Here is a 12278-nt window from a genome sequence, read left to right as displayed (position 1 = left end):
CGGGGACCTTTCAGCGGATCAAACGTGCAAGCCGTCCCTTCAAGGCCAAGCCGTCGCCGCGCAGGTAGTCGCGTTCTTCCCGCCAGCCGGGCCAGCGGGCCTCGACTTCGCGCCAGAAGGCGCGGGAGTGATTGGCGTGGACCAGGTGGCAGAGCTCGTGCACCAGCACGTACTCGAAGGCCGCGGGGCGGCCCAGCACCAGGCTCAGGTCGAGCTTGAGTTCGTCGCTGGGGCTGAGCGAACCCCAGAGCGAGGACAGCGGCCGCAGGGTGAACTGGCGCGGCGCGCGCGGCAGCCCCGGCAGGTAGCGCGGCAGCCAGGCGCCAAGGTCCTGGCGCGCCTGCTGCTGGTAGAAATCGCGGAGGCTGGCCTTGAGCTGGGCATCGCTGGCCCGTTCGGGCAGCTGCAGCACGATGCCGTCGTCTTCGAGCGTGGCGCGGACATAGCGGCCTTCGCGCCAGTGCACCGGCACCTCGCCGCCGCGCAGGGGCAGGGCGTCGGTGCCGCCGCGCACCAGCGGGGCCTCGGCCAGCGCTGGCTGGCGCGCCAGCTGGTCCGCCAGCCAGTCGCGGTGTTCGTGCAGGAAGGACAGCGCCAGGCGCTCGGACACGCCGCGCGGCAGGGTGAGGCGCGCGCCCTTCTCGGTGACGATCAGGCGCAGCCGGCGCGCGCGCGGGTCGCGGACCCAGCGCACGTCCACCTCGCGGCCGTCGGCGAGCGCGAGCGGGCGCAGTTCGACGGCGGGCGGGGCGGGGCGGGTGAGCTTCAGGAACATGCCCAGACTTTAGCTGGAAGCCGCCGAAGAAATGTAGGAGGGACTTCAGTCCCGAAGCTTTCCGCCGAGGAGCTTCGGGACTGAAGTCCCTCCTACAGGGGCATGGCTCAGGCCTCGGCGGGGCTGAGCTTGAGCGCGGGCTCGAGCACGGCGAACAGGCGCTTGAGCTCACCGGCCATCAGCGCGTAGCGGGCGTCGAGCTCGGCGTGCAGGCCGTCGCGTTCGGTGCCCTCGAGCTGGTCGACGACGCCGTCGAGGAACTTGAGCTTGCGCACCACCAGGTCGTCGCCGAGCACGAAGCTGACGTGGTCGTCGAGCACCAGCGCCAGCTTGCTGACCTGCTTGCCGGACTCGAGGTGCTTCTTGATCTCGTCGCAGAGCAGCTCCTGGCGCTGGCACTTCACCACGGCGCCGCCGTCGATGGGGTCCTTGAGCTCGCACTCGTCGCCCAGCACCAGTCCGGCCGGCAGCGGTTCGCCGGCGATCCAGCCGGTGAGCACGGCGCGCGCCGAGACTTCCGCGTTCAGCGGCAGGGCCGGGAAGCTGCCGAGCGCGTGGCGCAGCTCGGACACCACCGACTCGGCCGACTTCTTCGAGCTCGCGTCCACGGCGATGAAGCCGTGCTGCAGGTCGAGCGTGGCGTTGGTCTGCACCGGGCGCACGAAGGCGCGCGGCAGCAGCTCCATCACCAGGTCTTCCTTGAGGCGCTTGCGGGCGCGGCCGCCGAGCTTGCGGCCTTCCTTCTCCTCCAGCGCGGCGATGCGCTTGCCCAGCTCGTCGTTGACCACGGCGCCGGGCAGCAGGCGGTCTTCGCCGCCCAGCGTGATCCAGATCGCGTCGCCGACGCGGTGGCTCATGGCCTCGGCGTCGCGGCCGAAGGGCGGGATGAAGCCGCGCGACATCAGCTCGGACGGACCGACCGGCTTGAGCCGGCATTCCTCCAGGCGGGCATCGAGTTCAGCGAGGGATTTGGCGACGGTGGTCGGGAAGCGGAAGAACGTCAAATTGCGAAAGAACATCAAATATCCAAAGTCAGGGTGGGGCGGAAAAAGGGGTCAGAGTAAATATTTGTTTGAAACGCAGCTTCGCGCCCGGCGTCCGACGCCTCGGTTTCAAACAAATATTTACTCTGACCCCTTTTCCTGGTCGGGGTCGCTGGCGAGCCAGGCGTGGGCGTCGGGGAGGGGGGTGTCGCTGCGGCGGCCGAGGGCGGCGAAGTCGAACAGGCTGGCGTCGGCCAGCTGCGAGGGTCGCACGTCGGCCAGCGCCTTGGCGATGGTATCGATGCGGCCCGGGCTTTCCTTCTCCCACGCGGCGAGCATCCGTCCAACCTGCTTGCGCTGCAGGTTCTCCTGCGAGCCGCAGAGGGTACAGGGGATGATCGGGAACTGCTTCCAGTCGGCGTACTCGATCAGGTCGGCTTCGCGGCAGGTGATCAGCGGGCGGATCACCACGTGCTCGCCGTCGTCGCTGGCCAGCTTGGGCGGCATCGAAGCCAGCTTGGCGTGGTGGAACAGGTTCATGAAGAACGTGGCCACCAGGTCGTCGCGGTGGTGGCCGAGCGCGATCTTGGTGAAGCCATTTTCCTTGGCGTGCCGGTACAGCGCGCCGCGGCGCAGGCGCGAGCACAGCGAGCACATGGTCTTGCCCTCGGGCACCACGCGCTTGACCACCGAGTAGGTGTCCTGCTCGATGATGGTGAAGTCCACGCCGATCGAGCGCAGGTAGTCGGGCAGCACGTGCTCCGGGAAACCGGGCTGCTTCTGGTCCAGGTTCACCGCCACCAGTTCGAAGCGCACCGGCGCCTTCTTCTGCAGCTGCAGCAGGATGTCGAGCATCGTGTAGCTGTCCTTGCCGCCCGACAGGCACACCATCACCTTGTCGCCCTCTTCGATCATCCCGTAGTCGGCGATGGCCTGGCCCACCTGGCGGCGCAGCCGCTTGGCGAGCTTGTGGCGCTCGTGGCTGGCCTTGCGCGGCAGGGGGTCGTGGAGGGGAAGCGTCATGGCCGCCATTTTAGTCACTTTCCCTGTGGGAGGCGCTAAGCTGGAGGGGAACCGGAGATGCCGATGGCCGACGAAGATCTCGCCAGGATTACCGCACAGTTGGTCGAGCTGAAGGTCGAGCACCGCGACCTCGACGAGGTGATCGGCCGGCTCGCCGCCAGCATCGAGGCCGACGAGCTGGCCATCAAGCGCCTGAAGAAGCGCAAGCTCAAGATCAAGGACATGATCGCCGCGCTCGAGAGCCGCCTGATCCCCGACCTCGACGCCTGAGCCGCGGGCTCAGGCCTCGGTCGAGCCCGTCTTCGCCGGCAGCGCCTTCTGGGTGCCGGTGGCCCGGCTCACCGCCTCGGGCGACAGCTTGGAGATGGTGTGGCGCAGGTCGCGGCCCAGCACCACCTTCGCGTCCTTCTCCCAGACCATCATGGTCTCGTCGAAGTCGAGCTTCCCGTCCGGGCAGATCCAGACCAGTTTCAACTCGCGCAGCTTCTGGATGAAGCCGCGGAACAGCGACTTGTCGAAGAACTCCGGCGCCGCCGGCGCGTACAGCAGGCTCAGGCGCTGGGCGGTCAGCTGGCACAGGGTCTCGAGCTCGCCGGCGCTGAGCGTGCGCGGCCCGTTCTTCACCAGCGTGGTGATGGCGATGAAGTAGCGCTCGAACGCCTGCTGCAGGCTGTGCGAGATCACGCGCAGGCGGAACACTTCGTCGGTCTGGCCCGGGCCGCGCGTCAGGTAGCCGCCTTCGTCCTCGCTGGCGACGCTGAGCAGGCCCTCGGCCACGAACAGGTCCAGCGTGGCGTCCAGGCGCTCGGCGAACTCCTCCGGCGTCCACGGCAGGAACAGCTCGTCCTGCACGAACGGATAGATCGTGCGCCCCAGCCGCAGCAGGCCGGCGCGGCTCATGCGGCGGTTGTTCTGGAAGCACAGCGCCACCCAGCTCGCGGCCGCGAACAGGTGCAGCACGTTGTTGCGGAAATAGCTCTGCAGCACCGCGGTCTCTCCCTCGATGCTGATCACGTCGCCCAGCGGGTGCACGGTGCGGGTCAGCACGCCGATCTTCTCGCCGTAGGCGATCATCTCGGCCGGCTCCATCGCGGTGACGGTGACGCGGTCGGAGTACGGCAGCTTCGCCAACAGCTTCTTCGACAGCGCCAGCTGGGCCAGCAGGTCGGCCTCGGACATGGCGTGCTTGGGCGTGGCCAGCAGGGCCAGGGCCAGCAGGTTCACCGGGTTCACGTCGGCGGCGCGGTTGATGTTGACCTGGATCTTCTGGGCCAGTTCGGCCACGGCCGGGTTGATCCAGGTCGGCTTGTCCTCGGGGTCGGCGCTGCGCTCGCGCCAGTCCGGCGCGTGCCGGGCCAGCACGTCGTCCAGGAAGATCGGTTCGCCGAAGTTCACCGCCACCTTGCCGTAGTGCTGGCGCAGGATGCCGGCGCCGGCCTTGAGCAGGGCCCAGATGGTTTCCTTTTCCTTGGGTTGGCCGGTCAGCTCGTCGAGGTAGCTCTTGCCCTCGATCAGCTTCTCGTAGCCGATGTACACCGGCTGGAACACCACCGGCCGCCGCGGCGCGCGCAGGAAGGCCTTGATGGTCATCACGATCATGCCGCCCTTGGGCTGCAGCAGGCGGCCGGTGCGCGAGCGCCCGCCCTCGATGAAGTACTCGAGCGAGAAGCCTTCGCCGACCAGCTGCGCGACGTATTCGCCCAGCACCGCCGCGTAGAGCGCGTTGCCCTTGATCGAGCGGCGGATGAAGAAGGCGCCGCCGCGGCGCAGGATCGGCCCGATCACCGGCATGTTGAGGTTGATGCCGGCCACGATGTGCGGCGGCACGATGCCGCGCGTGTACAGCAGGTAGCTCAGCAGCAGGTAGTCCATGTGGCTGCGGTGGCAGGGCACGTAGACCACTTCGTGCCCGGGCGCGACCTGCTTGAGCGTGTCGAGGTGGTTGACGTTGACGCCGTCGTAGATGCGGTTCCAGAAGCCCGTGAGCGCGAACGAGGCCGAGCGCACCACCGGGTTGGAATAGTCGGCGGCGATCTCCCAGGCGAATCGATGGGCCTTCTTCCAGGCCTCGAGGTACTCGGTGCCGTCCTTGCGGGCCTGGTCGGTGATCGATTTGCGCACCGGCTCGGCGTCGAGCACGCGGTCCACCAGCAGGCGGCGGGTGGACAGGTCGGGGCCGATGACCGCGGTCTTGATGCGGCGGAAGTGCGCGCGCAGCACGCGGCTGACCTTGCGCACCTGGCGCTCGTGCGGCAGCTCCTCGCCGAGGATTTCCCAGACGCGCACGCCGGGCGAGAACTGCACCACGGTGTCGCGGCCGTTGAGCAGGATCGCCAGCAGGCGGCGGAAGCGGCCGACCAGGGCCCAGTTCTCCGAGAACAGCACCGAGAACCAGCCCGACTGCCGCGCCGGCGCGCGGCCGACGAAGATCGAGACCGGCACCAGCTGCACGTCCTGGTCGGGGTAGAGGCGGTGTGCCATCAGCAGGCGCGAGAGCGCATCGGAATGGCTGCGGTTCTTGGGCCGCCCGAACAGGCCGGCGCGGCGGCGCGAAAGCGCCACGTAGGCGCGCTTGCGGCCGAGCGGATCGCCCGGCAGCGCCGCCAGCGGCGAGGGCAGGCCGGCCTCGCGGCAGGCGCGGTCCAGGATCAGGGTGTTCGACAGCCCGTAGGTCTCGATCACGTAGCAGATCGGCCGGTCGAGGTCGAAGGGCGGCGTGGCCGGCTCGCGGTGGATCTCGATCCAGGGCTGCAGCAGTTTTTCCATGAAGCGCGCCCACAGGGGCGGCTTCGCGGTCGGGCGCGGCGGCGGGGCGGCCGGGGAAGGCATGGCGTCCATGGGCGGTCCGGAGCTCAGCGGGCGGCGCCGTCGCCGTCGGTGGCCGGCGCGGCCGCGTCGGCGACTTCGGCGGCCGCCTCGGCCAGCTCGGCCTCGGCATCACGGATGGCATTCGCGCCGTACCAGGCGCCGTCGCGGCGCAGCATCTCCATCTCGAAGGCCACCGTCTTGCCCTGCAGCGGGTAGCTGACCTTCACCGTGGCGGTGTCGCCCTCGGCGGAGACCAGTTCGGCATTGACGCCGTCCAGCATGGCGTCCAGGTCCAGGCCGTAGACGCGCAGCAGCGACTTGGTGCCGGCCAGGGCGATGCCGGCCTTTTCCATGGCCGGGCCGTGGGTCAGCGCGCGGGCCTCGGCCAGCGTGGGCAGCTGCAGCTCGCGGGCGGTGTCCACGGCCACGGCGATGGCCTGGCGGCCGCGCTCGCGGTCGGTGAACAGGGCCGGGTCGGCCCAGTCGATCAGCTGGGTGGCGACTTCGGCGCCGTGCGCCTTCTCGTCCTCGCTCAGCTCGGTGTTGGCCTGGATGGCGGCCGTCAGGAAGATGGTGGCGGTGGCCTGCATCAGCGGCCACTGGCCGCCGATCTCCTGTTCGAGCCGGGCCAGCTGCTGGTCCAGGTCGCGGGCCAGGTCCTCCTCGGCGTTCGGGGCGAGCAGGCGGGCCATCAGGCGGTCGTACTTCTCGGCGTCCTCGTCCGAGGCCGGCTCGGCCTCGGCGGCGCGGCGGTCCCAGAGGGCGGCGCTGCGGGCGTGCAGGTCGGGCGGCAGGCTGAGGTGGCCGTAGCGCACCAGGTCGTTCTGGCGCAGGGCGGCGGCCATGGTCTCGACGGCCTCGACCGGGTCGCCGGGCGCGCGCGCCTGGTCGGCCGGGGTCTCGCGCTTGCAGGCGACCAACGCCAGGGCGAACAACAGCAGGGCGAGCAGGGCCCGCAGGGGCAGTCGTGGGGTCATGCGGTCAGGCGTCTTGGACGGGTCTGGGGCGCTGAATCTAGCAGATCGGGGCCCTCGGCCCGGGGTCCGGCCGGTTTCCCGGCCAGCCCGGCTTCAGGGCGCGAAGACCCGGGCGATCTGGGCCTGGATGGCCTCGGCCGCCGCTGCCGGATCGGCGGCCTGGCGGATCGGGCGGCCCACGACGATGTGGTCGGCGCCCGCCGCGAAGGCCTGCGGCACGTCCACGGTGCGCTTCTGGTCGTCGCCGGCCGGGCCCGCCGGGCGGATGCCCGGGCAGACGATCAGGAAGCCGGGGCCGTTGGCCTGGCGCAGCGCGGCGGCCTCCTGGCCCGAGGCGATGACGCCGTCGCAGCCGGCGGCCCGGGCCGCGGCCGCGCGCTCCAGAACCACCTCGGAGGGGTCACGATCGATGCCCAATTGGCGAAGATCGCTGCGATCCATCGAGGTGAGCACGGTCACCGCCAGGAGCTTGATGTCGCCCTTCTCCTGCGAAGCGGCGCGCATCATGCCGTCATGTTGGCCGTGGATGGTGCAAAACGAAACCGGATAACGGGCCAGGCCCCTGATCGTGGCGCCGACGGTGGCCGGCACGTCGTGGAACTTCAGGTCCACGAACACCTGCTTGCCTCGTCCCGCCAGCTCCTCCAGCACCCGGAAGTAGTCGCCGCTGGTCAGCAACTCCATGCCGATCTTGTAGAAGGACACGCTGTCGCCCAGCCGGTCCATCCAGGCGCGGGCCTCGGCGGCGGTGGAAACATCGAGGGCGAAGATCAGGCGATCGCGGACGGCGGGCATGGGCGTCGGCTTACTCGGCGTAGTCCAGGGCGTCGAGCTTCATCTGGCGGCGCTCGGCCTCGGGCAGGGTCCAGGCGTTGTTGAACAGCGCCGGCTCCCAGCTGCCGTAGGTCGGGTTGGGCAGCACGAACCAGCGCTCGCCGATCCACGCGGCGTAGGGCGCCATCGCCTGCTCGCGGCCGGCGGGGGTGTTGGCGCTGATGGTCACCATGTCGCCGATCTGGTCGCCGAACTGCATCAGCACCCGGTGGGTCCGGGAGACGTGCTTGCGGCGGCAGCCCTTTTCGGAGCCCTCCTGCTCGCAGCCTTCGACGAAGAAGCCCAGGCCCAGGAACTGCGTGCCGGATTCGACCGGGAAGCCGAGCGCGCGCAGGTTCACCAGGGTCGGCTCTTCCAGGTGGGCCGCGCGGTTGCTCAGGTAGAACACGGTGACGCCGCGGGCGGCCGCGGCCTGGGCGAACTCGAGCGCGCCCGGCACCGGCTTGGCCTTCTCTTCGCGCACCCAGGCGTCCCAGGTCACTTCGTCGTAGGCGGCGCCGTCGCGGACCAGGCGGGCCTGGTAGGGCGAGTTGTCGAGCACGGTCTCGTCGATGTCCACGATCACCGCGGGCGGCAGGCCGTCGACCGGGGCCAGTCGCTCGTCGGGCGTCAGCGCATCCCAGTCCGGCGTCTTCAGCGCGCGGTCGAGCTGGTAGAGCGCGCTGCGGTAGGTCTGGCCGGCCAGCAGGCGGTATTCCAGCGACGCCTGTACCCAGGCGACGGCGTTGAGGTTGTCGTGGTGGCCCGGGCCGGCGGCGGGCGCGGCGGGCTGGGCGGCCGGGGCCGGCGTGGCCGGCGCCGCGACCGGCGCCTCGCGCACGGGCATCGCCTGGCAGGCGGCCAGGGCGAGGGCGAGGGCGGAGACGGCGAGGGTCTTGGTCAGGGTCATGGGCGAGCGTCCGTTCGTGATGGCGCGGAGTTTACCGGGGGTCGGGGGGTGGGGTCATGACAGCGGGGATAGGAAATAGGGATTAGGAGGTAGGAGGTAGGAGGTAGTGAAAAGCTGGCTCTGCTGCTGCCTCACTGCTTTACGGCTTGTCAGCTGCTCTTCACTACCTCCTACCTCCTACCTCCTAATCACTAGTTCCTGCCTGCCGCCCTCAGCCGTCGCCAAAGAGCGCGGCAATCGCGTCCATATGCGCCCGCCCGCGCTGCTTCTTCTCCGCGGTCTCGCGCTCGGGATCGGCGCCGTCGCGCAGCAGGTCGCCCTGCGGGAGTTCGTCGAGGAAGCGGCTGGGCAGCAGGTGGTCGACGCTGCCCCAGCGCTTGATCTCGGCGCTGTGCGAGAGGTACAGGCGCTCCTTGGCGCGGGTGATGCCGACGTACATCAGGCGGCGCTCTTCCTCGAGGCGGTTCTCCTCGAGGCTGGCCTCGTGCGGCAGGTTGCCGTCTTCGCAGCCGACCACGAACACGGCGCGGAACTCCAGGCCCTTGGCCGCGTGCAGGCTCATCAGGCGCACGGCGTTGCCGGGCTCGCCGCGGTCGGCATTCGAGAGCAGGGCCAGCTGCGCGGCCAGTTCACCCGGGCCGCCGCCGCGGGCGCCTTCGAACCACGACGCCAGTTCCTCGAGGTTGGCCTTGCGGCGCAGGTAGCTGGCCTCGTCCTTGCACTGGCTGCGCACCATCGCCAACAGACCGCTCTGCTCGGCCAGCATCGGCACCAGTTCGGCCGGCGTGACTTTCTCGGCGGCGTCGCGCAGGCGGTCGACGATGCGGCTGAACTCGTCGAGGCCGGCGGCCGCGCGCGGGGTCAGCTGTTTCAGGAAACCGATCTGTCCGGCCGCCACCGACATCGGCAGGCCGGCCTGCTGCGCCATCGCGGCGAGCTTCTCGAGCGTGGTCGCGCCGACCTCGCGCTTGGGCGAGGCGATCGCGCGCAGGAAGGCGGCGTCGTTGTCGGGGTTGGCCAGCACCTGCAGCCAGCACAGCGCGTCCTTCACCTCGGCGCGGTCGAGGAACTTGGTGCCGCCGGTGAGGTGGTAGGGGATGCGCAGCAGCTGCAGCGCCTTTTCCAGCGGCCGCGACTGGTGGTTGCCGCGGAACAGGATGGCGAACTCGCCCCAGGGGATTTCCTTGGCCTGGTGCAGGTAGTGGATCTCGGCCGCGACGCGCTCGGCCTCGTGTTCGTTGTTGGTGCAGGCCCACACGCGCACCGGCTCGCCGTCGCCGTGCTGGCTCCAGAGCTGCTTGAGGTGGGCGTGCGGGTTCTTCGCGATCAGGGTGTTGGCGCAGCGCAGGATGCGGCTGGTGCAGCGGTAGTTCTGCTCGAGCTTGATGACCTTGAGGTTCGGGTAGTCCTGGCCCAGCAGGTCGAGGTTCTCGGGCTGGGCGCCGCGCCAGGCGTAGATGCTCTGGTCGTCGTCGCCGACGCAGGTGATGTTGCCCTTGCTGCCAGCGAGCTGGCGCAGCAGGCGGTACTGGGCGCCGTTGGTGTCCTGGCACTCGTCCACCAGCAGGTAGCGGATGCGCTCGCGCCAGCCGGCGGCGAGGTCGGGGTCGGCTTCGAGCAGGGTCAGCGGCAGCCGGATCAGGTCGTCGAAATCGACCGCGTTGAAGGCCTGCAGGCGGGCCTGGTAGCGGGCGTAGATGCCGGCGGCCTCGCGCTCGCGGGCCGAGCGTGCGGCTTCTGCGGCCTGCTCGGGCGAGAGGGCGTTGTTCTTGGCGGCGCTGATCAGGTTCTGGATCGAATACAGGGCGTCGTTCTTCAGGCCCGGCGTGGCCAGGTCCTTGATGATCGCCATCTGGTCGTCGCCGTCGAAGATCGAGAAGCCGCGGCGCAGTTTGGCGCGCTCGTGCTCGATCTGCAGGAAGCGCAGGCCCAGGGAGTGGAAAGTCGTCACCATCAGGCCTTCGGCGGCCTCGCCCTTCACGCGCTTGGCGACGCGCTCGCGCATTTCCCGCGCGGCCTTGTTGGTGAAGGTGATGGCCGCGATGTGCCGCGCCTCGTGGCGCCCGGTGGCGATCAGGTGGGCGATCTTCTCGGTGATCACCCGCGTCTTGCCGCTGCCCGCGCCGGCCAGCACGAGCAGGGGGCCGCCGACGTAGGCGACCGCTTCTTTCTGGGGGGGGTTGAGGCCGTGCATGAGGGCCGGGATTGTACCGGCCCGGCCGACCCCTGTAGGAGGGCCTTCAGGCCCGACGCTTTTCCGCGAACAGCTTCGGGCCTGAAGGCCCTCCTGCAGGGGGCGGAAAGGTAGAATCGCGGGGCATGTTGACGATCGGCCCCACCGTGTCCATCCCCGACGACGAACTCGTCGAGCGCTTCGTGCGCTCGAGCGGGCCGGGCGGGCAGAACGTGAACAAGGTGGCCACGGCGGTGGAGCTGCGCTTCGACGTGGTCAACTCGCCCTCGCTGCCCGAGCCCGTGCGCGCGCGGCTGCTGGCCCGCCGCGACCGCCGCCTGACCGACGAAGGCGTGCTGGTGCTCAGCGCCCAGCGTTTCCGCACCCAGGACCGCAACCGCGAGGACGCGCGCGAGCGCCTCGCCGCGCTGATCGCCGCGGTGCTGGTGCCGCCCAAGAAGCGCATCGCCACCAAACCCACCAAGGGCTCGAAGGAGCGCCGGCTCGGCGCCAAGCGCGAGCGATCCACCGTCAAGAAGCAGCGCCGCAGCAGCGGCTGGGACAAGGAATGACCCGCATCCCGGTGATGCCCCCCTCCGCGCCCCGGAACGGCAGCGCCTTCGGCCGCTGGCTGGGCCGCAGCCTGCTGCGCCTGGGCGGCTGGAGCATCGAAGGCGACTGGCCCGACCTGCCCAAGATCGTGGTCATCGTCGCCCCGCACTCCTCGGGTTGGGACGCGGTCTGGGGCCTCGCCGCCAAGCTGGCCATGGGCGTGGACATCACCTTCATTGCCAAGGCCGAGCTGTTCCGCGGCCCGCTGGGCTGGCTGCTGCGGAAATTCGGCGGGCACCCGGTGGATCGCAGTGCGCCCGGCGGCATCGTGGAGCAGACCGCGGCCGAGATCCGCGGCGCCGAACGCATGTGGTTCGTGCTCGCGCCCGAGGGCACGCGAAAGCGCGTCGAGCGCTGGAAGCCCGGCTTCTGGAAGATCGCGCGCCAGGCCGGCGTGCCGGTGTTCTGCGCCGCCTTCCACTACCCGTCCAAGCAGATCCTGCTCGACCAGCTGTTCCATCCCGGCGATGACTACGAGGCCGACATGGCCCGCATCCGCGAAATCTACCGCCCGCACATGGGCAAGAACCGCGACACCCTGTAACCCCGAGCTTCGTGTAGGAGGGCCTTCAGGCCCGAAGCTGTTCGCCGAAAAGCTTCGGGCCTGAAGGCCCTCCTACAGGTCGCTCAGCGCTCGGAGTGGCCGGCGTCGAAGTAGTCGCGGCGCTCGAACAGGCCCGGCTTCACCAGGTCGATGAAGGCGCGCGCCTGCGGGCTGAGGTATTTGCCCTTGCGCATCACCACGCCGTAGCTGCGCGGCGGGAAGTAGTCGCCGAGGTTGCGCGCCACCAGCCGCTGTTCGTCGGACTCGGTCAGGCAGATGCTGGTGACGATCGAGATGCCCAGGCCCATCGCCACGTACTGCTTGATCACCTCCCAGCCGCCGACCTCGAGCGCGACGGTATAGGGCACGTGCGCACGCTGGAAGACGAGGTCGACCATGCGGTAGGTCGTCTGCCGCTGCGGCGGCAGGATCAGGCCGTAGGGCGAGAGGTCGGCCAGCGCGATGGCGGGGCGCGCGGCCAGCGGATGGTCGACCGGCGTGATCAGCATCGGGTCGTAGGCCACGACGGGCTGCCAGGCGAGGTCGCCCGGCACGTCGAGCATCGAACCCACCGCGAGGTCCGCGCCGTCGTCGCGCAGCAGGTTGAGCCCGCGCGCGCCGGTGACGTTGTGCAGGATCAGGCGGATGTCCGGGCAGTCG

The 12278-nt window shown here is 69.9% G+C and carries 12 protein-coding genes; 3 read left to right on the top strand and 9 right to left on the bottom strand.

Annotated features, from left to right (window positions below):
* Nucleotides 1-10: 10 nt before the first annotated feature.
* The 3 genes from VFV21_RS07245 to ttcA all read right to left on the bottom strand — a co-directional run bounded on the left by VFV21_RS07245 (nucleotide 11) and on the right by ttcA (nucleotide 2781).
* Nucleotides 11-775, bottom strand: a complete 765-nt coding sequence (locus tag VFV21_RS07245; RefSeq protein WP_329668762.1) for a SprT family zinc-dependent metalloprotease — start codon at nucleotides 773-775, stop codon at nucleotides 11-13.
* 107 nt (nucleotides 776-882) lie between these two features.
* The gene (locus tag VFV21_RS07240; protein WP_329668761.1) at nucleotides 883-1794 is read right to left on the bottom strand and encodes a recombination-associated protein RdgC; all 912 of its coding nucleotides are present in this window, start codon (nucleotides 1792-1794) and stop codon (nucleotides 883-885) included.
* 105 nt (nucleotides 1795-1899) lie between these two features.
* Complete coding sequence (ttcA, locus tag VFV21_RS07235) at nucleotides 1900-2781, bottom strand: tRNA 2-thiocytidine(32) synthetase TtcA (protein WP_414638511.1); 882 nt, start codon at nucleotides 2779-2781, stop codon at nucleotides 1900-1902.
* A 63-nt stretch (nucleotides 2782-2844) separates the two neighbouring features.
* On the opposite strand from ttcA, the gene VFV21_RS07230 reads away from it, so the two are divergent.
* Nucleotides 2845-3051, top strand: coding sequence for a YdcH family protein (locus VFV21_RS07230; protein ID WP_329668759.1), 207 nt, complete (start codon nucleotides 2845-2847; stop codon nucleotides 3049-3051).
* Between the two features lie 9 nt (nucleotides 3052-3060).
* Here the strand turns inward: VFV21_RS07230 and plsB are convergent, their stop codons facing one another.
* The 5 genes from plsB to VFV21_RS07205 all read right to left on the bottom strand — a co-directional run bounded on the left by plsB (nucleotide 3061) and on the right by VFV21_RS07205 (nucleotide 10483).
* Nucleotides 3061-5619: a glycerol-3-phosphate 1-O-acyltransferase PlsB gene (gene plsB, locus VFV21_RS07225; RefSeq protein WP_414638510.1), complete on the bottom strand. Its 2559-nt coding sequence runs from the start codon at nucleotides 5617-5619 to the stop codon at nucleotides 3061-3063.
* 14 nt (nucleotides 5620-5633) lie between these two features.
* Entirely contained in the window at nucleotides 5634-6566 is a 933-nt protein-coding gene (locus VFV21_RS07220; RefSeq protein ID WP_329668758.1) for a hypothetical protein, read from the bottom strand.
* Nucleotides 6567-6659: 93 nt separating this feature from the next.
* Entirely contained in the window at nucleotides 6660-7361 is a 702-nt protein-coding gene (gene pyrF, locus VFV21_RS07215) for an orotidine-5'-phosphate decarboxylase (protein WP_329668757.1), read from the bottom strand.
* Between the two features lie 10 nt (nucleotides 7362-7371).
* Complete coding sequence (locus VFV21_RS07210) at nucleotides 7372-8289, bottom strand: 5'-nucleotidase, lipoprotein e(P4) family (RefSeq protein ID WP_329668756.1); 918 nt, start codon at nucleotides 8287-8289, stop codon at nucleotides 7372-7374.
* A gap of 211 nt (nucleotides 8290-8500) precedes the next feature.
* Entirely contained in the window at nucleotides 8501-10483 is a 1983-nt protein-coding gene (locus VFV21_RS07205; protein WP_329668755.1) for a UvrD-helicase domain-containing protein, read from the bottom strand.
* Between the two features lie 125 nt (nucleotides 10484-10608).
* Here VFV21_RS07205 and arfB point away from each other — a divergent pair, with 125 nt between their 5' ends.
* Together arfB and VFV21_RS07195 are read left to right on the top strand one after the other, a co-directional pair.
* Nucleotides 10609-11034, top strand: coding sequence for an alternative ribosome rescue aminoacyl-tRNA hydrolase ArfB (gene arfB / locus VFV21_RS07200; protein ID WP_329668754.1), 426 nt, complete (start codon nucleotides 10609-10611; stop codon nucleotides 11032-11034).
* Between the two features lie 14 nt (nucleotides 11035-11048).
* Nucleotides 11049-11618: a lysophospholipid acyltransferase family protein gene (locus VFV21_RS07195; protein WP_329668753.1), complete on the top strand. Its 570-nt coding sequence runs from the start codon at nucleotides 11049-11051 to the stop codon at nucleotides 11616-11618.
* Nucleotides 11619-11701: 83 nt separating this feature from the next.
* Here the strand turns inward: VFV21_RS07195 and VFV21_RS07190 are convergent.
* The coding region (locus VFV21_RS07190) for a LysR family transcriptional regulator substrate-binding protein (protein WP_329668752.1) at nucleotides 11702-12278 on the bottom strand (577 nt) is incomplete at its 5' end.

The organism is Arenimonas sp., assembly GCF_036275555.1.
GTDB lineage: Bacteria > Pseudomonadota > Gammaproteobacteria > Xanthomonadales > Xanthomonadaceae > Arenimonas.
This window is presented reverse-complemented; position numbering and strand designations above follow the sequence as displayed.